This window comes from Caulobacter sp. NIBR1757, from assembly GCF_027912495.1.
Taxonomy (GTDB): Bacteria; Pseudomonadota; Alphaproteobacteria; order Caulobacterales; family Caulobacteraceae; genus Caulobacter.
Map to the genome: position 1 here is coordinate 3,622,815 of NZ_CP115463.1, position 21,887 is coordinate 3,644,701.

Here is a 21,887-nt window from a genome sequence, read left to right on the forward strand (position 1 = left end):
CCCCCTCGAGGGGGGAGGGTTGGGTGGGGGTGTATCCCCGCTGCCTCCGGAAGCGCGCAATGGGGCGCCGGCGCCCAATTTCACTCCGTCGGAAGAGCCGGTGGGAGCACCCCCAACCCCGACCCTTCCCCCCTCGAGGGGGAAGGGAGTCTCTCGTCGTCTTGCTATAGCTTCAGGTTTCGCCCTCGCCGCCTGTGGTCCCAGGGCCAACGGCCAGCCGGTCTCCGGACCCGTCCCGCCGCTGAAGTCCCTGGCGCCGTTCCCGATCGGGACCTGCGTCCAAGCCCGCTTCCTCGACGACCCGGCCTACGCCGCCCTGCTCACCGAACACTTCTCCCAGCTCACCGCCGAGTGGGAGATGAAGATGGAATACACCGTCCAGGACGACGGCTCCTTCCGCTTCGACCGCCCCGACGCCATCGCCGGCTTTGCCCGCCGGCACGGCCTCAAGCTCTTCGGCCACACCCTGATCTGGTACGCCCAGGCGCCGGCCGCCTTCGTCAACCTGGATGAAAGCCGCACCAGCTTCGCCCGCGCCTACGACAACTACATCACCGCCTTCGTCGGCCGCTATCGCGGCCACGCCAGCGGCTGGGACGTGATCAACGAGCCGATAAAGGACGACGGCTCGGGCCTGCGCGAGCACCTGTGGAGCCGGCGCCTGGGCGAGATCGACCACATGGTCCGCGCCTTTCACGTGGCCCGCGCGGCCGATCCGGACGCGGTGCTGCTGATCAACGACTACAATCTGGAGAGCAACCCGGCCAAGCTCGACCAGTACCAGCGGCTGATCGACCGCCTGCTCAACGCCGGCGCTCCGATTACCGGCATCGGCTGCCAGACCCACTGCAACGCCGACCTGCCCGCCGGCGCCCTGACCCGCACGATCAATGCGCTGGCCCGTTTCGGCCTGAAGGTGCACGTCTCGGAGATGGACGTCTCCATCGTCCGGGCCGGCGGCTGGTTCGTCTCCCGCGAAGAGAAGGAGGCCGCCCAGGCCCGGCTGTACGCCGAGGCCATGAGCGCCTTCGCCGCCCTGCCGGAACAGCAGCAGTTCGCCTTCACCATCTGGGGCGTGCGCGATCCGGAGAGCTGGCTGGTCAAGGAGGACCGGTCGGACACGCCGCTGCTGTTCGATGCGGGCGGGCGGGCCAAGCCGGCGTTCCTGGCGGTGGAAGCGGCGCTCAGGGATTAGGACGGACGGTATCGAAGCGGCAACCATTATACCGCGAGCGCTCCGACCCACAAAAATAGCCGGCGGCGCCCGATCCGGACGGAGACGCGGCTGAAAGCTCCGCAGCCGTGGGGTTTGGCGTGGATTCAGGCCGCGGGAATGTAGCTTCGGGCGTAGGGGAGTCGTGGGTCGGGCGGCGGGGTTTGTGGGTCGAAAAGGCTTCGCGACGACCTACGCACCGGTCAAGGCGCCGGACGAAGGCCGGAAAAGGCGATGAATATGTCTAGACATATTCAGTACATCATTGATTGGATTAGCTTTTTTTAGCCTTGCCCGTGCACGCCGGCCCCGAGGTCCATCCCCGAGGCGACCTCATTGAGCATCTCGCTCAGGGCTTCGGCCGGCGCCGTCTCCGACTCGACGAACAGGCTGACGACCCCCCTGGGCAGAACCAGGCCGGCATAGCTGAACGCCCCGCCCGCCTGCAGCCGGCCGTGATAGGCGACCATCCTGCCCCAGTCCTGCGCCACGATGACCGGATCGACCATCTCGAACAGCCAGCCATGCGTGCGGGCGGCCGTCAGGTGGGTTTCGATGCGATGGTCGACCAGTTTGGCGGCGACGGCGTCCAGCTCGTCCTCGCCCGTCAGCATCGGTTCGGTCGTGACCGTCAGGCTGGCGTTGCGCAGGGGCGAGTCGAAGACGTAGCGGTCGGTGACGTCATGGATCACCTGCACCCAGCCGTCATCGAGGGCGAGCGTGAATTCCGGCGTCTCCAGCGTCGGCATCTAGCCGGCGAACGGTCGCTGCGGCGGGCCGCCGGTGTTGACCGGGCCGCCGACCTCGCGCTCGGCGGCGATGCGCAGGCCCTTGAGGTCGTCGGCGATGCGGAAGACGGCCACGTAGAATTCACAGAAGGAGCGCCACAGCAGGACCAGGGCGAAACAGATCAGCACCCCGGCCACGGCCAGCGGAATGGCCAGCAGCTTGCCGACGATTTCCTGCTCCTTCAGGGCCACGCCGATGGCGGCGCCGATCGAGCCGAAGGCGCCCAGGACAATGACGCCGAGGCCCGCCCAGTAGATCAAATGGATGACCGGCCCGGTCAGCAGCCGCTCGAAGGTCAGGAGATCCCGCAGCACGTCGCCGGTTTCGCCAGACTTCCGTCTCGATTTCGTAGCCATCCCCGACCTCTTGGGTTGCAGCCTTTAGATACGCCGGCCGCTCGTTGGCGCATCGCTATCAGCGCAGACGCGTTGCGGCAACAGGCGCCCCGTCGCGACAGCCCCGCGCGTTGACTTCGGGGGGGTCGCTGCTTAAGTCTCCCGCGCGCTCGAAATGCGGTTTTCTGGCGTGTTCCCGGGCGTTTTCGCCCCGCCAGTCACTATTGCACGGACCTTATCCCTACATGCTCGGCTTCGCTCGCAAGCTCTTCGGTTCCGCCAACGACCGCCAGGTCAAGGCCTTCGCCGCCCAGGTCTCCAAGATCAACGCCCTCGAGCCGGCGATGTCCGCCCTCAGCGACGAGCAGCTCCGCGCCAAGACCACCGAGTTCAAGGACCGCCTGGCCAAGGGCGAAACCCTCGATGCGCTGCTGGTCGAAGCCTTCGCCGTGGTCCGCGAGGCTTCCAAGCGGGTGCTGGGCCAGCGGCACTACGACGTGCAGATGGTCGGCGGCATGATCCTGCACAAAGGCGGCATCGCCGAGATGCGAACCGGCGAGGGCAAGACCCTGGTCGCCACCCTGCCAACCTACCTCAATGCGCTGGGCGGCAAGGGCGTCCACGTCATCACCGTCAACGACTACCTGGCCAGCCGCGACGCCGAATGGATGGGCCGCGTCTATCAGTTCCTGGGCCTCAGCGTCGGCGTTATCGTCAACGGCCTCTCCCAGAACCAGCGCCAGCAGTCCTACCGCAGCGACATCACCTACGGCACCAACAACGAGTTCGGCTTCGACTACCTGCGCGACAACCTGGTCTATGACGTCAGCGAGATGGTCCAGCGCGGCCACAACTTCGTCATCGTCGACGAAGTGGACTCGATCCTCATCGACGAGGCCCGCACGCCGCTGATCATCTCCGGCCCGACCGAAGACCGCAGCGAGCTCTACAAGATCGTCGACCTGATCGTGAAAGAATTGATCCTCGACAAGACCAACTACGAGTACGACGAGAAGCAGCGCCAGGTGCTGCTGACCGAGATCGGTCAGGAAAACGTCGAGAACATGCTGATCGCCGGCAACCACCTGGGCGAGGACACCGCCGGCCTCTACGACGCCGCCAACGTCTCCATCGTGCACCATGTGAACCAGGCGCTGCGCGCCAACGTCATCTACCAGCGCGACAAGGACTATATCGTCAAGGCCGGCGAGATCATCCTGATCGACGAGTTCACCGGCCGCATGATGACCGGCCGCCGGCTGTCGGAAGGCCTGCACCAGGCCATCGAGGCCAAGGAAGGCGCCGACATCCAGCCCGAGAACCAGACCCTGGCCTCGGTGACCATCCAGAACTACTTCCGCCTCTACAAGAAGCTGTCCGGCATGACCGGCACGGCTGCGACCGAGGCCCAGGAATTCGGCGACATCTACAAGATGGATGTCCTCGAGGTGCCGACCAACCGTCCGATCGCCCGGATCGACGAGGACGACGAGGTCTATCGCACCGCCGCCGAGAAGAACGTCGCCATCATCAAGCAGATCGAGGACTGCTACCGCCGCGGCCAGCCGATCCTGGTCGGCACCGTCTCCATCGAGAAGTCCGAACAGCTGTCGGAACTGCTGGCCGAGCACAGGTTCGAAATCGACGGCAAGACCGTCAAGGGCATCCCGCACAGCGTGCTGAACGCCCGCTACCACGACCAGGAAGCCCTGATCGTCGCCGACGCCGGCGTCCCCGGGGCGGTGACCATCGCCACCAACATGGCCGGCCGCGGCACCGACATCCAGCTGGGCGGCAATGTCGAGATGCACATGGCCAAGTGGCGCCAGGAGCAGCTGGGCCTGGGCATCGAGCCCGACGGCAAGGTCGAGGCCCAGGAAAAGGCCCAGTTCGAGCAACAGATCGCCGACGCCAAGGCCCACGCCCTGCGCGAGGGCGGCCTCTATGTGCTGGGCACCGAGCGCCACGAAAGCCGCCGCATCGACAACCAGCTGCGCGGCCGGACCGGCCGCCAGGGCGACCCCGGCAAGTCGAAGTTCTTCCTCTGCTGCGAGGACGACCTGCTGCGCATCTTCGCCGGCGACCGGCTGGACGCCATCATGCGCTCCTTCGGGGTGCAGGAAGGCGAGGCCATCACCCACAAGTGGCTGAACAGCGCCATCGCCACCGCCCAGAAGCGCGTCGAGCAGCGCAACTACGAGATCCGCAAGAACCTCCTGAAGTACGACGACGTCGTCAACGACCAGCGCAAGGCCGTCTTCGAGCAGCGCCAGGAGTTCATGGAGGCGCAGGATCTGTCGGCCTTCATCACCGAGATGCGCAAGGACACCATCGAGGACCTGGTGAACCGCCACCTGCCGCCCAAGGCCTATGCCGAGCAGTGGGATGTCGAGGGCCTGACCGAGCGTGTCGATGCGATCCTCGGCCTGCAGCTGCCGATCAAGGAATGGGCGGCCGAGGAAGGCATCGCCAACGAGGAGATCGAGGAGCGGATCAACGCCGCCGCCGACGCCCGGGCGGCCGAGCGGGAGACCATCCTCAGCACCGAGCAGATGCGCTCGGTCGAGAAGAACTTCCTGCTGCAGATGATCGATCTGCAGTGGCGCGAACACCTGATGCACCTGGACCACCTGCGCAACGTCATCGGTCTGCGCGGTTACGGCCAGCGTGACCCGCTGAACGAGTACAAGACCGAGGCCTTCAGCCTGTTCGAGACCCTGCTGGGCAACCTGCGGACCAACACCACCCGCTGGCTGATGACCGTCGAGTTCCAGTACGCCGAGCCCGAGCCAGATCCGCTGGCCGGCCTGCAGGAAATCCACATGGACCCCCACACCGGCGAGAACGAACGGGCTCTCAGCCTGGCCGCCGCCGGCGGCCTGGACGCCCAGCAGCGCTCGGCCCTGCCCGTCTCGGCCCTGCCGGACGGCTGGGAACGCACCAGCCGCAACGCCCCCTGCCCCTGCGGGTCGGGCAAGAAGTTCAAGCACTGCCACGGCTCGCTGGTCTGATTGACTATCCCCATCCCCGTCATCCCGGACAGGCCGCAGGCCTGAGCCGGGACCCAGGGAGGGACAGCGAACCGACCGCGCAGCTTCGTTCGACGGTGACCGTGGCCCCTGGGTCCCGGCTCTCCGCTACGCTCCGGCCGGGATGACGGAGATGTTGAAATACACCGTTCCCCTTTTCGCAGTCAGGCGGCTCGAAGGGTTTGAGCCGGGCCAGCGCCCGCCCAAGGCCCTGGAGAGCGCGGCGACCCGCGCCCTGCAGGCCGAGCTGGACCCCGACGCGACCCTGTTCTCGCGCAGCCACGGCCGGGGCCTGATCGCCGCCGCCGTGGCGGGCCCGCCGGTCACGCGGCTGGGGATCGACGTCGAGTGGATCGACCCGCGCCGGCGGATGGCGGCGATTGCCGAACATTATCTGGGCGCGGCCGAGACGGTGAACCCCGAACAGTTCTACCGCGGCTGGACGTTCGGGGAGGCATGGTTCAAGGCGTTTGGCCGGGACCCGGAGCCGGCGCTGATCCGGATCGCGGGCGGGAACGCTTCGGCTGAGCCGGTTGCCGTCGGCGAGGCCTGGCTGCTGCAGACCCTGCCAGAGCCGGGGTTCGTGATGAGCCTGGTGTGGCGCTGAAAATCCTCCTCCGGGACGAAGTCACGGGGGAGGGGGACCGCCGCCGAAGGCGGTGGTGGAGGGGGCAGCGCCGGCCTGTCAGGACAATGAGCGTTCTGGCGCGAGCGGCGACGACAGCGTTCAGGGCAAACCCGATCCGCCGGCGCTGCCCCCTCCACCACGCCCTGCGGGCGCGGTCCCCCTCCCCCGTCGCTTCGCGCCGAAGGAGGATTTAGCTGGGCCGCTTGCGCAGCAGTTTCAGCGGCAGCCGCACGGGCATCTGCAGGATCAGCCCCAGATGCATCAGGCTGATGCGCACATTGTCGGCCAGCATCCGGAAGTTGGAGGTGTTGTCGGGCGGATAGACCACCTGGACCGGCACATTGATCACCGGAACGCGGCGCCAGTGCAGCTGCACCAGGATCTCGGTGTCGAACTGCATGCGTGGGCCGATGTGCTCGGCGTTGATGGTCCGCAGGGTCGATTTCAGCGGATACATCCGGAAGCCGCACATGCTGTCGGCGATGTCGAGCGAGCAGGTTTCGACCCAGACCCAGAAGTGGGTGATGAAGCGGCCGAACTTGCGGGCCTTGGGCACGGTGTCGTCATAGGTCGCCTGGCCGGCGATCACCGCCGTCGGGTTGGCGCGCGCCAGGTCGATGAACCGCACGGCCTGCTCCGGCTCATGCTGGCCGTCGGCGTCGATCTGCAGGGCGTGGCTGTAGCCGGCGGCGGCGGCATGGCGAAAGCCGTCCATGACCGCCGCGCCCTTGCCGCCGTTGACCGGCCGGCGGACGACGGTGACGCCCCGGTCCGGCGCATGGAAGGCGGCCAGTCCCGATTGGGTCGGCTCGACATTGCCGTCGTCGATGACGATGACGTCGAGCCCCAGGGCCCGGACCCCGTCAATGACGGGACCCAGCCGCAGATAGTGGTTGTAGGCGGGAATCACCGCGCACGGACGAAAGCTCATGACCGGTGATGTGCCAGAGACGGGGCCCTATTTCACCTGCGCCAGTTCACCGGTGACGGCGACATGGACAATGCTGTTGGAAACCCGGCAGCGGAAGGTGGTGTCGCTGCCCGGCTGATCGTCGATCGTCGAGGTCAGCCTGATGACCGCATTGGAGCCCTTGGCCCTGGCCTGTTCGCCGAGGCCCTTCAGGGCCCCCAGCATGGCCCAGCGGCAGGCGTCGCTGAGGGTGCGGTTTCCCTTCACCGAGGCGCGGTTGCTGCGGACCGGGCCGAGCGACTGCACCACCTCGACCGGGGCATCGCCGAAGGTGAAGCGCACGCCCTCCGGCAGTCTGGCGACATTCTCGGGCTTGCTGAACAGCGGCCCGACGCCGACGTCCAGCACCTGCATGCCGCTCCTGGCGGCGCCGGTCGCGCCGAGGAGGAGAAGTCCGCCGAGGGTGGCGGCGAGGATCATGCGCTGGGACATCAGTTGGATCCTTCAAGCGTACCGACGAGCGACACACTGGTCGCGACCCGGCCGCGACCGCATTTGTAGGTGGTGGCGCTGGAGGTCGGATAGCCGGCCCAGAAGGAGCGCAGGTTGACCACCCGGGTCCCCCCGCGCTGGCGGGCCGAGATGGCGATCGTCTCGAGCGTCGACACCAGAGCCGCCTCGCAGTCGGCCTCGACGCCCTTGAAGCTGTTGGTCACGTGCTTGCGGGAGCGGATGCGGCCCTCGATCGGCGTCCCGCCCGGCGCATCGGCGAAGTGGAAGGTGATGTCGCGGCCGAGCCGGTCCTGGTTCGCGGGCTTTTCGAGAACCGACAGCGGGGCATCCAGGACCACGTCGGTGGAGCTGGTGGTCGCGGCCCGGCCGAGGCCTGCCGGGAACACCATGGCCAGCGCCAGGGCGGCCGCGCCAGGGACGAGGAACCGGGCGGTCATGCGCCTACTCGACAACCGCGACGTCGCCCTTCAGGGCGACGCCGACCATCCTCATGCCGATGCCGCACTTGTAGCTCTGCTGGCTGGCCGTCTCGACGTCGCCGAAGTTCGACCTGATGTTCACCACCGCGTTGCCGCCCTGCACCCGGGCCTCTTCGGCGATGGCGATCAGGGCGCTGTACATCGCCCACCGGCAGGAGGCGAAGGGGTCGGTCTTCAGGGTCGTCTTCCGGCTGGTCCTCACCGGGCCGAGCATCTGCTTCACCGTCACCGGCTGGTCGGCGAAGTAGAACTTGATGTCGCTGGGCACATGGACGGCATAGTCGGGGTGGTGGATCAGGTCCTGCAGCGACAGGGTGGCGATCTTGTCCGACTTGCGCGCCGCCGCCGAGGCGCCGTGCAGCGGCAGGGCGGCGACGGCCAGGCAGAGGACGGTCAGGCCCAGGGTCTTCGATTTCATGATCGCTCCTATTCGACGGTGGCGATCGTGCCGGTCAGGCTGACCCCCAGCATCTGCATGCCGACCGAGCAGCGGTATTGGTCGGGGCTGTCGCCGGCCTGGCCATCGACGAGCGAGCGGATGCCGATGACGGCGTTGCCGCCCTTGCTCTGGGCTTCCCGGGCCATGGCCACCAGGGCGTCGCGGGCGACCGTCTGGCAGGCGACACTGATCGGCGTCTTGCGGGCCGGAGTCGGGCGTTTGCGGTTGCTGTGGGTCTCACCCAGCTGCTGCTTCACCTGGACAGGCTGGTCGGCGAAATAGAGTTTCACCCCCTTGGGCGCCCGCGCGATGAACTCCGGGTCTTGCAGGATCGCCTGGTAGCCATAGGTGCGGACATCGTTGCCCCAGGCCAGCGCGCCAGCCGCCGGAGCCAGACCGGCGATCAATCCCGACACCAGCGCCAGGGCCTTCAAACACTTCATCACTTTATCCCCCGCGCCGGATTGACGCCTATTCGACAATGGCCGCCTGGCCGATCATGTGCACGCCGACCAGCTGCAGGCCGCGCTCGCAGCGGTAGGTGGTGGCGCTGGCGGTGACCTCGCCGTCGTACAGCGAGGTGATGCCGACCACGGCGTTGGCGCCCTTGGCCTTCGCCTGTTCACCGAGCGCGATCAGGCCGCTGGCCATGGCCCGGGCGCAGGCCTTGGGATCCGGCTTCTTGCGGCTGGCCTTGGGCCCCGATTTGCGCATGGTGCTGACCTCGCCGAGCGGCGTGACCACCTTGGCGGGCTGGTCGGCGAAGGAGAAGCGGATGCCCTCCGGCAGGCGTGAGGCCAGCTTCTTGTCGCCCAGGATATCGGAGATCGGATAGGTGTCGCCGCGCGGGATCGCCGCCATCGACGGCAGGGCCAGGGTGACGGTCAACGCCAGGGCGGCGACGGCGAGCCTGAACTTCATGCTGGGTCCCCCCGAACCGGTTACGCGAACACTATTTGACAACCGCCACGGTCCCCTTCAGCGCCACCCCGGCCATGAGGCCGCCGGCGCCGCAGACGTAGGTGTCGTTGCTGCTGGTTTCTACACCCTTGTAGTTCGACTTGATACCGACGACGGCGTTGCCGCCCCGCGACCTGGCATCCTCGCCGATGGCGATCAGGGCGCTCAGCATGGTCCACTCGCAAGCCGCCTTGTCGGACTTGTTGAAGGCGTTGGTCTTCTTGTTGGTGTGGGTTTCGCCCAGGGTCCGGCTGACGCTGGCCTTCTGGGTTCCGAAGTAGAAGCGGACGCCGGCCGGCAGCTTGTCCTTGAACTCGGGGTTGTTCAGCACCTCGGCGATGGGGAAGTTGATGTGTTCGTCGCGCCCGGCCGCCTGGGCGGCGGGGGCGAAGGCGATGATCAGGGCCAGTGGCATGGCGGCGACGGCGGCGAGCTTGTGCATGACGATCCCCATTCGAACGGGCCCCGGGCCCATGGACAACAGCCCTGCGAGAATACACCGCACCACGGGAGACTCAACGTGACGCACCGATTTCAGTGGCCTAAGACATCGCCCACCATGGGGCGGGCAATGACCATTTCGGGGGATGACTGAGCGTATGGCGGCGACCTGGGCCAACACGGCCGAGCGTGGCGCGTTCGCGGGACTGTGGCTGGTGGCCACGGTCTATCGGCTGCTGGGCCGGCGTCTGGCCATGGCGCTGCTGGCGCCGATCGTCTGCTACTTCTACATCACCGGCAAACGCCAGCGTGAAGCCTCCCTCGCCTGGCTGCGCCGGGCAAAAGCCCACGGCGCCGATGTCGGCGAGGTGACCTGGTGGAGCGGGCTGAAGCATCAGTTCGTCTTCGCCGGCGGAGCGCTGGACCGCTTTTCGGCCTGGCTGGGCGACATCCCGCCGGAAAAGACCGTCGGTCTCGACGATCCGGAGTTCCAGGAGGTTCGCGCCGACCGGCGCGGCGCCGTGGTGCTGTCGGCCCACCTCGGCGTGCCGGAGGTGATGCGGGCCATCGCCACGCTTGGCGAGCGGCGCGGCGTCAACATCCTGGCCCACAGCGCCAACGCGGCGAAGTTCGCCGAGATGATGGCGAAGATGGCCCCCAAGTCGAGCGTGCGGATCATCGAGGTCACCGACCTGGGCCTCGCCGCCGCCATGACCCTGGCCGCCTCGATGGAGAACGGCGACTGGGCGGTGATCCTGGCTGACCGCATCGCCCCCGGCGGCAAGAGCCCGTCGATCTGGGCGCCGTTCCTCGGCCAGGACGCGCCCTTCCCGGCCGGGCCCTTCATCCTGGCCTCCGCGCTGAAATGCCCGGTGTACACGCTGTTTTCCGTGCGACAGGAAGGCAGATACCGGGTCATCCTGCGGAAGTTCAGTGAACGGCTTGATTTTCCGCGCAAGGGCCGCGAAGCAGCCCTGCAGGGGACAGTGAACCGCTTTGCCAAGGAACTCGAGGAACAGGCGCTCGCCAACCCGTTCCAATGGTTCAACTTTTATGATTTCTGGCGACTGTAGGGGTTTGGGGGTTATGGACGGCGTGAACGATTTTTCCGGCTACAGCCAGGGCATCGCCTTCGGCGACGGGCCCCTGAGCATCGACGACATCTGGGCCCTGTCCACGGGTCAGGTCGCCCTGCGCCTGACCACCAAGGATGCGGCGCTGGCCGCCATCACCCGCTCGGCCGGCCATGTCGAGGCCACCCTGGCCCGTGACGGCGTCATCTATGGCGTCACCACCGGCTATGGCGACAGCGTCACCCGCGGCGTGCCCAACCCGCTGGTCACCGAACTGCCGCTGCACCTGACCCGTTTCCACGGCTGTGGCCTCGGCCGCATCCTCGAGCCGCATGAGACCCGCGCGGTGATGGCCGTGCGCCTGGTCACCCTGATGCGCGGCTGGTCGGGCGTCAGCCTCGATCTGGTCCGCCTGCTCAGCGACATGCTGCGCCTCGACATCCTGCCGCTGATCCCGGCCGAGGGCAGCGTCGGCGCCAGCGGCGACCTGACCCCGCTCAGCTACATCGCCGGCGCGCTCGCCGGTGAACGGGACGTTCTCTACAACGGCCAGGTGATGAGCTCGGCCGAGGCCTTCGCCAAGGCTGGCCTCAGCCCCATCAAGCTGAAGCCCAAGGAAGGCCTGGCGGTCATGAACGGCACCGCCGTGATGACCGGGCTGGCGGCGCTGGCCTTCCACCGCGCCGAACAGATGTCGAAGCTGGTCTGCCGGCTGACCTCGATGGCGTCGCTGGCCCTGCTCGGCAACCCGGCCCACTTCGACGAAGCCCTGATGAGCGCCAAGCCGCACCCCGGCCAGATGCGCGTCGGGGCCCGCATCCGCGCCGACCTGGCCGAGTTCGCCCGCCTGCACACCCCGACCCGGCTGCAGGACCGCTATTCGATCCGCTGCACGCCGCATGTCGTCGGCGTGCTGGAAGACATGCTGGGCCACTTCCGCACGACCATCGAGACTGAGATCAACAGCGCCAACGACAACCCGCTGTTCGACCCCGAGACCGGCCGCACCCTGCACGGGGGCCATTTCTACGGCGGCCACATCTGTTTCGTGATGGACAGCCTGAAGAACCTGATCGCCAACCTGGCCGACCTGATGGACCGTCAGCTCGCCCTGCTGGTCGACACCCGCTACAATAACGGCCTGCCCTCGAACCTGTCGGGCGCCACCGGCGACCGCGCCCCGATCAACCATGGCCTCAAGGCCGTGCAGATCGGCGTTTCGGCCTGGACCGCCGAGGCCCTGAAGCTGACCATGCCGGCCTCCGTCTTCAGCCGCTCCACCGAATGTCACAACCAGGACAAGGTCTCGATGGGCACCATTGCCGCCCGGGACTGCCTGCGGGTGCTGGAGCTGACCGAGCAGGTCGCCGCCGCCCACATCATCGCCTGTACGCAAGCCGTCCGCCTGCGCCTGCGCGACGGCGGGCTGAAGGAGGCCGAACTCGGCCAGCGGGTCGGCGACTTCCTCAAGGAAACCGCTGACCACGTGCCGTTCATCGACGAGGACGCGCCGCTGGACAAGACCCTGCGCGGCCTGTGCGCCAGCCTCGCCGCCGGCCAGTGGTCGGGGATCCTGGCGGACATCTGATGAAGGCAATCGTCACGGCGACGACCACGGCCAGGCCGCAGTTCTACGACATCGATTCGATGAACATCGTCTGGCACGGCTACTACCCGAAGTTCATGGAGCTGGGCCGCGTCGCCATCCTCGACAAGATCGACTACGGCTACGAGGCGATGATCGCCTCGGGCTATGGCTGGCCGATCATCGACATGCGCTTCCGCTATGCCCGGCCGATGCGGCTCCATCAGGAGATCGAAATTGTCGCCGGCATCACCGAGTGGGAAAACCGCCTCAAAATCGACTATGAATTCAAGGACCTGAAGACGGGTCAAAGACTCAATCGCTGCTCCAGTGTGCAGGTGGCGATCGAAATCGAAACGGAGACGATGCTTTGGGAAACCCCGCCCATCCTGCGCGAAAAGCTGTCGCCCTGGCTGCCGGCTGCCTGATCGTTGCGGTCGCGGGCCCCTCGTTCGCCGCCTGCGCCGACCCGTTCAAGCTGAAGGCCGAGACCGGCGCCTTCGACTTCAAGCAGACCCGCCGGCTGTCCAGCATGAAGACGCCGCTGATCAGCACCGGCGTGGCGACCGCCAAACCGGGCCGCATCGACTGGCGCGTGGTCAAGCCGGTCGATGTCCGTCTGACAATTACCCCGGGTAAAATTACCCAGTCGGTGCAGGGCGGCCCGGCCCAGGCCGTCGGCCCGGCCTCGGCCGACCCGTTCCTGCGCAGCTCCGGCCTTTTCGACATCCTCAGCGGCAACTACGACGCCCTGAAACGCTACTACACGATCAGCGGAGGCTCGGCTGCGCCGGGCGGGACCTGGAAACTGGCCCTGAAGCCGAAGGACGCCAACCTGGGGCGTTTCCTAACCACCATCGAGATCGCCGGCTGCGCCCGCGCCGAGGCGGTGACCATCCGCCAGGCCAACGGCGACACCATCGCCATCGAGATGGGCGCCGTGCGTAAGGGGTGATCTGACGTGTCGGGGGGCCGCAAAGGACTGCTGTGGGGCTATCTGGCCGCCTGCCTGCTGGCGGCGGCCTTCATTGCCTTCCGCCTGCTGGGCGGCGGCGCGCTCGACACCGACATCCAGTCCCTGCTGCCGGCCAAGGCGCTCAAGCCGCCGATCCGCGAGGCCATGGTCCAGGCCGGGGCCGCCGCCTCGTCACGCGTGGCCATGCTGGTCTCGGCCCCGACCCCGGAGCAGGCGCAGCTCGCCGCCGCCGATCTGTCCAAACGGCTGAAGGACAGCGGGGTCTTCGTCGATGCCGCCGTCGATGGCGAAGAGACCGCCCGCTGGCTGTTCGCCAACCGCAACCAGCTGCGCTGCGAGCCCTCGCCCGCCGACTTCGACGCCGAGGGCGCGGTGCAGGCCTCGCTGGTCCAGCTCTATTCGCCGGTCGCCCCGGTCAGCGGCGAGATGCTGCAGCGCGACCCCTTCCTGCTGACCCTGCGGCTGACCGGCTGCCTGCTGCCGACCACCGGCTTCGGCGCGGCCGGCGAGGACGGCGCCATCCTGATCACCGGCCGCCTGACCGGCTCGGCCTTCAAGCTGGATACCCAGGCCAGTTTCACCCAGGTCGTCGAGGCCTGGCGCGCGACCCACAGGCACGACGGCGTGACCATCGCCCGGGCCGGCGCCGCCTTCCACGCCGAGGACGGCGCCCGGCACGCCCGCAAGGACATCTCGACCGTCGGCGTCGCCTCGACGCTGGGCATCATCCTGCTGCTGCTGGTCGTCTTCCGCCGCTTCCGGGCCCTGCCGGTTACCCTGCTGGTGGTCGGAGCTGGCTACCTCGGCTCGCTGGCGGCGGTGTTCGCGGTCTTCCCGACCGTCCACATGCTGACCTTCGTGTTCGGCTCGGCCTTCGTCGGGGTCACCGCCGACTACGCCATCTACTACCTGTCCACAGGGCCGATGACTCGCTGGAGCGACAGCGCCGAGCGGCTGAAGATGATCTTCCGGCCGGTCACCGTCTGCATGATCACCTCGGCGATGGGCTTCGGCTGCCTGGCCCTGTTCGGGGTGCCGATCTTCAGCCAGATGGCGGTGTTCGCGGTCGGCGGCCTGATCAGCGCCTGGGCCTGCGCCTTCCTCATCGTGCCCCTGTTCGACCGCGCCGTGCCGGAGGCCAGGGCCGAACGCTTCGCTGGCATCTGGACCCGGCTGGAAGCCGCCCGCGGCCGGCTGTCGTGGAACGCCTGGACCCTGGCCGCCTTCCTGCTCGTCTTCACCGCCGGCGCCGCCTGGGCCATCACCCACTTCTCGACCCTCGACGACGTGCGCAAATTCCAGCCGCGCTCGCCGGTGCTGGTCGCCGAGGAAGAGGCGGTGCGCAAGGCCTCCGGCATCGGATTCAGCCCCAACTTCCTGCTCTCCTGGGGCCCGACCGCAGACGCCGCCAAGGCCCGCGAGGCCGCCGTCCTCGCCGCCCTGCCCCCCGAGGCCCGCGGCGGCATCCTCGCCCCCGGCCGCTTCGACCCGCCGGCCGCCGAACGGGCGGCGACAGAGGCCCGCATCAAGGACAGCCTGATCACCCCCCGCCTGCCCGAGCGGGCCGCGCTGCTCGGCATTCCGCTGGCCGAGCTCAAGCCGTTCGATGCGCCCAAGGCCATCAAGCTGCCCGGCTGGATCGCCAGCCTCGGCGGCGAGTCGCAGCATCTCAGCTACCTGATCGCCCCGGTCCCGGAGTCCGCCGCCCCGGCCGTCATCGCCGCCACGAAAGACCTGACCGACGCGGCCTACGTCAGTTCGACCGGCGCCTACAGCGAGGCCTTCGGCAACTACCGCCGCAAGGCCGGCTTCGCCGCCCTGGCCGCCTTTGTCGTCATCGGCCTGGTGCTGCTGGCCATCTACCGCCGCGCCTCGGCCCTGAGCATCCTGATCGCCCCGGCCATGGGCGTGGCCGGCGGCGTGATCGCCGCCAGCGCGCTGGGCACGCCGATGAGCTTCTTCTCGCTGATGGGAGCCTTCGTCGTGGTCGGCACCGGGGCGGACTATTCGATCCTTCGCTACGAGGCGGCGATCGGCAAACGCTCGCCGCTGGCCGGCCTGCCGATCCTGATCACCGCCCTGACGGCCATCCTGTCGATGGGGCTTTTGAGTCTCAGTTCCACCTATCCTGTAAGGGCTTTCGGCATCGCCGTTGCGGCGGGCCTCGCCATCTCTTACGGGTTGTCGTTTATTGCCGGGTACTTCGGGGGAAGACATGTCCGAGAAGCTTGATGTCGTCATCATCGGGGCGGGCCCCTCCGGCGCCGCCGCCGCCGCCTTCCTGCGCCAGAAGGGCCGGACGGTCGAGGTCATCGAGAAGACCCACTTCCCGCGCTTCTCGATCGGCGAAAGCCTGCTGGCGCAATCGATCGCCATCCTCGACGACGCCGGCCTGCTGCCGGCCGTCGAGGCCGGCGGCTTCCAGTTCAAGAACGGCGCCGCCTTCCAGCTGAACGACGACTACAAGGCCATCTACTTCCCCGACAAATCGGCGGAAGGCCCCGGCACCACCATCCAGGTGATGCGCAGCAAGTTCGACAAGATCCTCGCCGACGGCGCGGCCGAGATGGGCGCCAAAGTCGTCTACGGCGAGGAAGTCACCGCCTTCGAAAGCGATGACGACGGCGTCAAACTGACGGTCAAGAACGAGGACGGCAGCGTCCGCACCATCGAGGCCCGCTTCTGCCTCGACGGCAGCGGCTTTGGCCGCACGCTCAGCCGCCTGCTGGACCTGGAGGTTCCCTCGCAGTTTCCGCCGCGCCAGGGCGTCTTCTGCCAGGTGGTCGACAACATCGACGACCCGACCTTCGACCGGAACAAGATCCTCGTCTCCATCCACCCCGAGCATCGCCACGTCTGGTACTGGCTGATCCCGCTGGCCGACGGCATCTCCTCGATGGGCGTGGTCGGCTCGCCCGAGATCGTCGAGGCGGCCGGGGCCACCGAGCAGGAACGCCTCGACACCCTGGTCGGCGCCACCACCCGGATGAAGGAGGTGCTGAAGAACAAGCAGCCCTACCGCGAGCCTGGCACCATCCATGGCTATTCCTGCTCGGTGAAGAGCCTGTACGGCCCCAGCTACGCCCTGCTTGGCAACGCCGCCGAGTTCCTCGATCCGGTCTTCTCCTCCGGCGTGACCATCGCCCTGAAGTCGGCCCAGCTGGCCACCGGCCTGATCGACCGCCAGCTGAACGGCGAGACCGTCGACTGGCAGAAGGAGTTCTCCGACGAGCTCTACATCGGCATCGACACCTTCCGCGCCTGCGTTTCCACCTGGTACGACGAGAGCCTGCAGCGGATCATCTTCAACAAGCCGGACGAGGCCAACGACATCGTCCGCCACCTGACCTCGGTGCTGGCCGGCTACGCCTGGGACCGCAACAACCCGATCGTGCAGCAGCCCGACCGCTATCTGAAGACGGTGGACCGGTTCCTGACCACCATGGCGGAATGACCGGCCGCCTCCTCACCCTGCTGCTGGCGGGCACGCTCCTGGCCGGCTGCGTGACCGGCCCGCCGGCAGGGCCGCCGCCGCCGGCCGGCGTCGCGGCGGTGGCGCGCGACAGGGTCTACCTGACCCTGCCCCTGCCGCCCGCCTATCCGGGCGAAAAGGAGATGGCCCAGTCCATCGTCGCCCAGTACGGCCCCCGCAAGGTGGCCTTCGACGCCCTGGTCAGCCTGTCGCCCCAAAAGGTGACCGTCATCGTTACCGCCCCCGCTGGCCCCCGCGTCGCCCAGATCGACTGGGACGCGACGGGCGTCCGGACGAAGACGGACGGCGCGCCGCCGCCGGGCTTCCGCGGCGAGAACGTGCTGGCGGATCTGGTGATGACAAGCTGGCCGAGGACGGCGCTGGAAAAGGCGCTGGGCGGTCGGCTGGAGGTCTGGGACTATCCCGACGGTCACCGCAAGCTGGTCCGCGACCGCGAGCTGGTGGTCGATATCCCGCCGGCGGTGCGCGACGCCGACGGGTCGAGCAAACGCACCCTGACCAACCACGATTTCGGCTACACCCTGACCATCGTCAGCCGCGAGGCCGGCCAGTGAGCCGCCGCGCTTATGTGGCCAGCCACGCCGTGGCCTGCGCCCTGGGCGCCGACAGGACGGAAGTGGCGACGAAGCTGTTCAGCGCCGCCCCGCCGACGGTGTCTGGCCGCTGGACCCTGGTCGACGGGCGCGAGGTCCCGGTCGGCGCCCTGCCCTTCTCGCTCGGCGAAGGGGACCTGACCGACCAGCCGACCCGCAGCCGCACCAACCGCATGCTCGGCCATGTGCTGAAGGACATCGGTCCGGCCGTCGCCGCCGCCATCGAGAAGTACGGCGCCCGCCGCGTCGGCGTCGTGCTGGGCACCAGCACCTCGGGCGTCGACGAAAGTTTGCACGCCCTGCGCACCAGGCTGGCCGGCCAGGACTGGCCCCAGGGCTACCACTTCGACGTCCAGGAACTGAACGACCCGGTCGCCGCCGCCCAGGCGCTGACCGGCGCGGCCGGGCCGGCCTATGCGGTCTCCACCGCCTGCACCTCGGGGGCCAAGGCCATTGCGGCGGGAGCGCGGCTGATCGCGGCCGACCTCTGCGACGCGGTGCTGTGCGGCGGCCTCGACACCCTCTGTGACCTGACCCTCAACGGTTTCGGCGCCCTCGAAGCCTTGAGCCCGGAGCTGACCAACCCCTTCAGCGTCAACCGCAAGGGCATCAACATCGGCGAGGGCGCGGGCCTGTTCCTGCTGACCGTCGACGAGGCCCCCGTCCGCGTCGCCGGCTGGGGCGAGACCAGCGACGCCCACCACATCAGCGCTCCCGACCCGACCGGGGCCGGCGGCGAGGCGGCGGCCCGCAAGGCCCTGGCCATGGCCGGCCTGTCCCCCGCCGACATCGGCTATGTGCACCTGCACGGCACCGGCACCGAGCTGAACGACCGCATGGAGGCCGGCGTCATCAGCCGGGTGTTCGGCGACGCCACGCCGGTCAGTTCGACCAAGCCGCTGACCGGCCACACGCTTGGTGCGGCCGGCGCGGTGCAGGCCAGCTTCTGCCTGCTGGCCTTTGAAAACGACGGCGCCCTGCCGCCGCACATCTGGGACGGCCAGGCCGACCCGGAGCTGGCGCCGGTCCGCCTGGCCGCGCCGGGCGACCGCGTCGCCGGCCTTCGCCACGCCCTCTCCGCCTCCTACGCCTTCGGCGGCAACAACGCCGCCGTCATCCTCAGCCAGTCATGACCGCCTATCCCGACATCCAGGGCCTCGTTCCACACAAGCCGCCGATGCTGCTCGTCGATCGGATCGTCGGCGAAGAGGGTGAGACCACCCGCGCCGAACACACCATCGCCGCCGACAATCTGTTCCTGGTTCCGGGCCAGGGCGTGCCGACCTATGTCGCCTTCGAGATGATGGCCCAGGGCATCTGCGCCACCGATGGCCTGCGCCGCTTCCGGCGCGGCCAGGGGCCAGAGCTCGGCTTCCTGCTCGGCTGCCGCAAGTTCGCCGCCAGCCGCGCCTGGCTGCAGCCGGGCGAGACCCTGACCCTGGAATCGACCTGCCTGATCGACGGCGAGACCTCCAGCTACCAGTGCCGGGTGCTGGCCGCCGACGGGACGGAAGTCGCCAACGCCACCGTCAACGTCTTCCAGCCGGCCGACATGGCCGCCTATCTCGAAGGAACCAGGCTGTGAGCCGAGAGCTGAACGTCAAGCGCCCGGTGCTGGTCACCGGCGCCAGCAAGGGCATCGGCCGGTCCAGCGCCATCCGCATCGGCGCGGCCGGCCATCCGGTCACCGTCCATTACGGCGGCGACCGGGCCGGCGCCGAGGCCACGGCGGAGGAAATCCGCGCCGCCGGCGGCGAGGCCGACCTGATGAGCTTCGATGTCTCGGACCGGGCCGCCGCCGCCGCCGCCCTGACCGCCCGGCTGGAGGACAAGGGGGCCTACTGGGGCATCCTGCTGAGCGCCGGCATCACTCGCGACAACGCCTTCCCGGCCATCAGCGGCGAGGACTGGGACGCGGTGCTGCGCACCAACCTCGACGGCTTCTACAATGTGGTTCACCCGCTCACCATGCCGATGATCCGCCGCCGCGACGGGGGCCGGATCATCGCCCTGTCGAGCGTGTCCGGCGTCATGGGCAACCGCGGGCAGGTCAACTACAGCGCCGCCAAGGCCGGCATCATCGGGGCCTGCAAGGCCCTCGCCATGGAGCTGGCGTCGCGCAAGATCTGCGTCAACGCCGTCGCCCCCGGCCTGATCGACACCGGCATGATCGGCGAGGTGCGGCCCGAGGTCATCCAGGCCATTCCGATGGGCCGGATCGGCCATGTCGACGAGGTGAGTGAATTGATCGCGTTTCTTTTTTCGCCCAATGCGGGTTACATCACCCGGCAAGTCATTGGGGTGAATGGGGGTTTGGTGTGATGCGTCGCGTGGTGGTTACCGGAATGGCCGGCATCACCTCGATGGGCCAGCAGTGGTCCGAAATCGAGGCGGGGATGCGCGCCGGCAAGACCGGTATCCGCTACATGCCGGAGTGGGAACGCCTCACCGACATGGGCATCAAGGTGGCCGGCGGGGCCGACTGGTTCAAACATGAAGGCCACTTCCCGCGCCAGGCCATGCGCAGCATGGGCCGTTGCGCCGTGCTGGCCGTCGACGCCGCCGACCGCGCCCTGCAGATGGCCGGCCTGAAGGATGATCCGATCCTGGCCTCGGGCCGGGTCGGGGTGGCCGCCGGCAGCTCCTACGGCTCGACCGAACCGACCGTCGACTTCGGCAACTTCATGGTCACCGGCAAGGCCGGCAAGCTGAACGCCACCAGCTACATCCGCATGATGGCCCACACCGCGCCGGTCAACGTCAGCGTCTTCTTCGGCATCAAGGGCCGGATCATCACCACCTCCAGCGCCTGCGTCTCGGGCAGCCAGGGCATCGGCTACAGCGTCGAGGCCATCCAGGCCGGCAAGGCCGACGTCATGCTGGCCGGCGGGGCGGAAGAGCTGTGCCCGACCATGGCCATGGTCTTCGACCGCCTCTATGCCACCAGCAAGATCAACGATCACACCGCCAGCCGCCCGTTCGATGTTTCGCGCGACGGCCTGGTCACCGGCGAAGGCGCCGCCTTCCTGGTGCTGGAGGAGCTGGAGCATGCCCTGGCCCGCGGCGCCACGCCCCTGGCCGAGATCAAGGGCTTCGCCACCAACGCCGACGGCGCCCACATCAGCCACCCGGACGGCGAGGTCCAGGCCGTGGTCATGCGCGAGGCCCTGCGCGACGCCGGCATCGCGCCCTCGGACCTGGCCTTCATCAACGGCCATGGCACCGCCACCGTGGCCGGCGACACCTCCGAGGCCACCGCCACCATGGAGGTCTACGGCGACCGGACGCCCTTCCACACCCTGAAGGGCCACTTCGGCCATACCCTGGGCGCCTGCGGGGCCATCGAGGCCTGGCTGGGCATCGAGATGCTGCGCCAGGGCGTCGCCGCCCCGATCGCCAACTTCAAGGAAGCCGATCCGCGCTGCGCGCCGCTGGACTACATCCACGGCGACTTCCGCGATGTCAGCGGCGGCGAGTTCTTCGCCTCCAACAACTTCGCCTTCGGCGGCATCAACACCTCGGTGATTTTCGGGCGCGTCTGACGTGATCGATCCTGTCGCCTTCATCCTGGCCGCCCTGACCCTGCTGGCGACGCCGGGACCGACCAACACCCTGCTGGCCATGTCCGGCGCGGCGGCGGGCCTGCGCCCATCCCTGCGCCTGCTGGCGGCCGAGCTGGCCGGCTACCTGATCTCCATCCTGACCCTGTCGCTGGTCCTCGGCCCGCTGGTGTGCGGCAACCTGATGGTGGCCGTGACGCTGAAGGGTCTCTGCGCCCTCTACCTCGTCTACCTGGCCATCAAGCTGTGGCGCGAGGGCTCCAGCGCCCTGATCACCAACGCCCCCGTGCCCTTTCGCCGGGTGTTCACCACCACGCTTCTGAACCCCAAGGCGGTGATCTTCGCCTTCCTGATCCTGCCTCACCTCGCCGACCGCCGAATCCTGCAGGGCCTGCCCTACCTGGCCGGCCTCTGCGGCCTGATCCTGCTCGTCGGCAGCAGCTGGATCGCGCTGGGCTCGGCCCTTCGGGCCGGCAGCGGCGGCAGGGTCACCGGCGGCATCGTCCGCCGCGTCGGGGCCGCCGCCCTGGCCATCTTCGCCGTCGTGCTCAGCAGTTCAGCCTGGACCACGGCCGCGGCCATGGGCCACTAAACGAGCCTTGGCGCTGCCGAAAACGCCCGCGCGCCGGGCGTTCGAGCAATATGTCTAGACATATTCATCTACGAAAAATGGCGGGATCTCGCGTCATGGCCGGCGGCGGCGGACGCGTTGACATGAGCGCATCACAAGCCGTCAACATTCCCCGCCCCGGCGCCAACCGCATGTCAACGTCGGCGCCTACATTCACAGCGCCCACCGCAACCAAATTATCACTCTAAATCCGTGACTTGCAGGAAACGACCGCCCTTGCCTCGGCTCCACACGGTATAA

The 21,887-nt window shown here is 68.3% G+C and carries 24 protein-coding genes; 15 read left to right on the forward strand and 9 right to left on the reverse strand.

Translation table 11 applies throughout. From position 1 onward, the window contains the following. Nucleotides 1–100 precede the first annotated feature (100 nt). Nucleotides 101–1,195, forward strand: a complete 1,095-nt coding sequence (locus tag O5I81_RS17520; RefSeq protein WP_271066148.1) for an endo-1,4-beta-xylanase — start codon at nucleotides 101–103, stop codon at nucleotides 1,193–1,195. Between the two features lie 302 nt (nucleotides 1,196–1,497). Here the strand turns inward: O5I81_RS17520 and O5I81_RS17525 are convergent, their stop codons facing one another. Next, complete coding sequence (locus tag O5I81_RS17525; protein ID WP_271066149.1) at nucleotides 1,498–1,962, reverse strand: hypothetical protein; 465 nt, start codon at nucleotides 1,960–1,962, stop codon at nucleotides 1,498–1,500. After that, on the reverse strand, nucleotides 1,963–2,358 hold the full coding sequence (locus tag O5I81_RS17530) for a DUF4282 domain-containing protein (protein ID WP_271066150.1): 396 nt from the start codon (nucleotides 2,356–2,358) through the stop codon (nucleotides 1,963–1,965). Between the two features lie 224 nt (nucleotides 2,359–2,582). Here O5I81_RS17530 and secA point away from each other — a divergent pair, with 224 nt between their 5' ends. Then, nucleotides 2,583–5,348: a preprotein translocase subunit SecA gene (gene secA / locus O5I81_RS17535; RefSeq protein ID WP_271066151.1), complete on the forward strand. Its 2,766-nt coding sequence runs from the start codon at nucleotides 2,583–2,585 to the stop codon at nucleotides 5,346–5,348. Between the two features lie 151 nt (nucleotides 5,349–5,499). Continuing rightward, nucleotides 5,500–5,973 (forward strand): 4'-phosphopantetheinyl transferase superfamily protein, encoded by a 474-nt coding sequence (locus O5I81_RS17540; RefSeq protein WP_271066152.1) that lies wholly within the window; start codon nucleotides 5,500–5,502, stop codon nucleotides 5,971–5,973. A gap of 211 nt (nucleotides 5,974–6,184) precedes the next feature. Here O5I81_RS17540 and O5I81_RS17545 read toward each other — a convergent pair whose 3' ends face one another. From O5I81_RS17545 to O5I81_RS17575, 7 genes are read right to left on the reverse strand one after another with little or no spacing between them, the layout of a single operon-like run. Next, nucleotides 6,185–6,925 (reverse strand): glycosyltransferase family 2 protein, encoded by a 741-nt coding sequence (locus O5I81_RS17545; protein ID WP_271066153.1) that lies wholly within the window; start codon nucleotides 6,923–6,925, stop codon nucleotides 6,185–6,187. A 27-nt stretch (nucleotides 6,926–6,952) separates the two neighbouring features. Then, nucleotides 6,953–7,396: a hypothetical protein gene (locus O5I81_RS17550; RefSeq protein WP_271066154.1), complete on the reverse strand. Its 444-nt coding sequence runs from the start codon at nucleotides 7,394–7,396 to the stop codon at nucleotides 6,953–6,955. Further along, nucleotides 7,396–7,854, reverse strand: coding sequence for a hypothetical protein (locus O5I81_RS17555; RefSeq protein ID WP_271066155.1), 459 nt, complete (start codon nucleotides 7,852–7,854; stop codon nucleotides 7,396–7,398). Before O5I81_RS17555 ends, O5I81_RS17550 begins: the two co-directional genes overlap by 1 nt. 4 nt (nucleotides 7,855–7,858) lie before the next feature. After that, nucleotides 7,859–8,314 carry a hypothetical protein gene (locus O5I81_RS17560; protein ID WP_271066156.1) on the reverse strand — a complete coding sequence of 152 codons (456 nt, stop codon included), beginning with the start codon at nucleotides 8,312–8,314 and terminating at the stop codon, nucleotides 7,859–7,861. A gap of 8 nt (nucleotides 8,315–8,322) precedes the next feature. Further along, on the reverse strand, nucleotides 8,323–8,778 hold the full coding sequence (locus O5I81_RS17565; protein ID WP_271066157.1) for a hypothetical protein: 456 nt from the start codon (nucleotides 8,776–8,778) through the stop codon (nucleotides 8,323–8,325). Nucleotides 8,779–8,806: 28 nt separating this feature from the next. After that, nucleotides 8,807–9,256 carry a hypothetical protein gene (locus O5I81_RS17570; RefSeq protein ID WP_271066158.1) on the reverse strand — a complete coding sequence of 150 codons (450 nt, stop codon included), beginning with the start codon at nucleotides 9,254–9,256 and terminating at the stop codon, nucleotides 8,807–8,809. A 31-nt stretch (nucleotides 9,257–9,287) separates the two neighbouring features. Further along, a complete protein-coding gene (locus tag O5I81_RS17575) occupies nucleotides 9,288–9,737 on the reverse strand; it encodes a hypothetical protein (protein ID WP_271066159.1) in 450 nt (149 codons plus the stop codon). A gap of 145 nt (nucleotides 9,738–9,882) precedes the next feature. Here O5I81_RS17575 and O5I81_RS17580 point away from each other — a divergent pair, with 145 nt between their 5' ends. The 12 genes from O5I81_RS17580 to O5I81_RS17635 are packed head-to-tail and all read left to right on the forward strand — an operon-like array spanning nucleotide 9,883 to nucleotide 21,608. Then, the gene (locus O5I81_RS17580) at nucleotides 9,883–10,809 is read left to right on the forward strand and encodes a hypothetical protein (RefSeq protein WP_271066160.1); all 927 of its coding nucleotides are present in this window, start codon (nucleotides 9,883–9,885) and stop codon (nucleotides 10,807–10,809) included. 22 nt (nucleotides 10,810–10,831) lie between these two features. After that, on the forward strand, nucleotides 10,832–12,397 hold the full coding sequence (locus O5I81_RS17585) for an aromatic amino acid ammonia-lyase (protein WP_271066161.1): 1,566 nt from the start codon (nucleotides 10,832–10,834) through the stop codon (nucleotides 12,395–12,397). Beyond that, entirely contained in the window at nucleotides 12,397–12,822 is a 426-nt protein-coding gene (locus O5I81_RS17590) for an acyl-CoA thioesterase (protein WP_271066162.1), read from the forward strand. The genes O5I81_RS17585 and O5I81_RS17590 overlap by 1 nt, the downstream gene beginning before the upstream one ends. Further along, nucleotides 12,765–13,349, forward strand: coding sequence for an outer membrane lipoprotein carrier protein LolA (locus tag O5I81_RS17595; RefSeq protein WP_271066163.1), 585 nt, complete (start codon nucleotides 12,765–12,767; stop codon nucleotides 13,347–13,349). The genes O5I81_RS17590 and O5I81_RS17595 overlap by 58 nt, the downstream gene beginning before the upstream one ends. 6 nt (nucleotides 13,350–13,355) lie before the next feature. Then, nucleotides 13,356–15,602: an MMPL family transporter gene (locus tag O5I81_RS17600; protein ID WP_271066164.1), complete on the forward strand. Its 2,247-nt coding sequence runs from the start codon at nucleotides 13,356–13,358 to the stop codon at nucleotides 15,600–15,602. Continuing rightward, on the forward strand, nucleotides 15,586–16,824 hold the full coding sequence (locus O5I81_RS17605; RefSeq protein ID WP_271066165.1) for a tryptophan 7-halogenase: 1,239 nt from the start codon (nucleotides 15,586–15,588) through the stop codon (nucleotides 16,822–16,824). The genes O5I81_RS17600 and O5I81_RS17605 overlap by 17 nt, the downstream gene beginning before the upstream one ends. Then, the gene (locus tag O5I81_RS17610) at nucleotides 16,821–17,417 is read left to right on the forward strand and encodes a DUF3261 domain-containing protein (protein WP_271066166.1); all 597 of its coding nucleotides are present in this window, start codon (nucleotides 16,821–16,823) and stop codon (nucleotides 17,415–17,417) included. Before O5I81_RS17605 ends, O5I81_RS17610 begins: the two co-directional genes overlap by 4 nt. Then, nucleotides 17,414–18,589, forward strand: coding sequence for a beta-ketoacyl-ACP synthase (locus tag O5I81_RS17615; RefSeq protein WP_271066167.1), 1,176 nt, complete (start codon nucleotides 17,414–17,416; stop codon nucleotides 18,587–18,589). Before O5I81_RS17610 ends, O5I81_RS17615 begins: the two co-directional genes overlap by 4 nt. Continuing rightward, on the forward strand, nucleotides 18,586–19,041 hold the full coding sequence (locus O5I81_RS17620; RefSeq protein ID WP_271066168.1) for a hypothetical protein: 456 nt from the start codon (nucleotides 18,586–18,588) through the stop codon (nucleotides 19,039–19,041). Before O5I81_RS17615 ends, O5I81_RS17620 begins: the two co-directional genes overlap by 4 nt. Then, complete coding sequence (locus O5I81_RS17625) at nucleotides 19,038–19,778, forward strand: 3-ketoacyl-ACP reductase FabG2 (RefSeq protein WP_348637268.1); 741 nt, start codon at nucleotides 19,038–19,040, stop codon at nucleotides 19,776–19,778. Before O5I81_RS17620 ends, O5I81_RS17625 begins: the two co-directional genes overlap by 4 nt. Next, nucleotides 19,778–20,998 (forward strand): beta-ketoacyl-ACP synthase, encoded by a 1,221-nt coding sequence (locus tag O5I81_RS17630; RefSeq protein WP_271066169.1) that lies wholly within the window; start codon nucleotides 19,778–19,780, stop codon nucleotides 20,996–20,998. Before O5I81_RS17625 ends, O5I81_RS17630 begins: the two co-directional genes overlap by 1 nt. A 1-nt stretch (nucleotide 20,999) precedes the next feature. Next, nucleotides 21,000–21,608, forward strand: a complete 609-nt coding sequence (locus O5I81_RS17635) for a LysE family transporter (protein WP_271066170.1) — start codon at nucleotides 21,000–21,002, stop codon at nucleotides 21,606–21,608. Nucleotides 21,609–21,887: the final 279 nt, after the last annotated feature.

Excerpts from the sequence above, each read along its gene's own strand:
- O5I81_RS17525 (WP_271066149.1), bottom strand. The coding sequence starts at position 1,962 with ATGCCGACGCTGGAGACGCCGGAATTCACGCTCGCCCTCGATGACGGC.
- O5I81_RS17530 (WP_271066150.1), bottom strand. The coding sequence starts at position 2,358 with ATGGCTACGAAATCGAGACGGAAGTCTGGCGAAACCGGCGACGTGCTG.
- secA (WP_271066151.1), top strand. The coding sequence starts at position 2,583 with ATGCTCGGCTTCGCTCGCAAGCTCTTCGGTTCCGCCAACGACCGCCAG.
- O5I81_RS17540 (WP_271066152.1), top strand. The coding sequence starts at position 5,500 with ATGTTGAAATACACCGTTCCCCTTTTCGCAGTCAGGCGGCTCGAAGGG.
- O5I81_RS17545 (WP_271066153.1), bottom strand. The coding sequence starts at position 6,925 with ATGAGCTTTCGTCCGTGCGCGGTGATTCCCGCCTACAACCACTATCTG.
- O5I81_RS17550 (WP_271066154.1), bottom strand. The coding sequence starts at position 7,396 with ATGTCCCAGCGCATGATCCTCGCCGCCACCCTCGGCGGACTTCTCCTC.
- O5I81_RS17555 (WP_271066155.1), bottom strand. The coding sequence starts at position 7,854 with ATGACCGCCCGGTTCCTCGTCCCTGGCGCGGCCGCCCTGGCGCTGGCC.
- O5I81_RS17560 (WP_271066156.1), bottom strand. The coding sequence starts at position 8,314 with ATGAAATCGAAGACCCTGGGCCTGACCGTCCTCTGCCTGGCCGTCGCC.
- O5I81_RS17565 (WP_271066157.1), bottom strand. The coding sequence starts at position 8,778 with ATGAAGTGTTTGAAGGCCCTGGCGCTGGTGTCGGGATTGATCGCCGGT.
- O5I81_RS17570 (WP_271066158.1), bottom strand. The coding sequence starts at position 9,256 with ATGAAGTTCAGGCTCGCCGTCGCCGCCCTGGCGTTGACCGTCACCCTG.
- O5I81_RS17575 (WP_271066159.1), bottom strand. The coding sequence starts at position 9,737 with ATGCACAAGCTCGCCGCCGTCGCCGCCATGCCACTGGCCCTGATCATC.
- O5I81_RS17580 (WP_271066160.1), top strand. The coding sequence starts at position 9,883 with ATGACTGAGCGTATGGCGGCGACCTGGGCCAACACGGCCGAGCGTGGC.
- O5I81_RS17590 (WP_271066162.1), top strand. The coding sequence starts at position 12,397 with ATGAAGGCAATCGTCACGGCGACGACCACGGCCAGGCCGCAGTTCTAC.
- O5I81_RS17605 (WP_271066165.1), top strand. The coding sequence starts at position 15,586 with ATGTCCGAGAAGCTTGATGTCGTCATCATCGGGGCGGGCCCCTCCGGC.
- O5I81_RS17610 (WP_271066166.1), top strand. The coding sequence starts at position 16,821 with ATGACCGGCCGCCTCCTCACCCTGCTGCTGGCGGGCACGCTCCTGGCC.
- O5I81_RS17620 (WP_271066168.1), top strand. The coding sequence starts at position 18,586 with ATGACCGCCTATCCCGACATCCAGGGCCTCGTTCCACACAAGCCGCCG.
- O5I81_RS17630 (WP_271066169.1), top strand. The coding sequence starts at position 19,778 with ATGCGTCGCGTGGTGGTTACCGGAATGGCCGGCATCACCTCGATGGGC.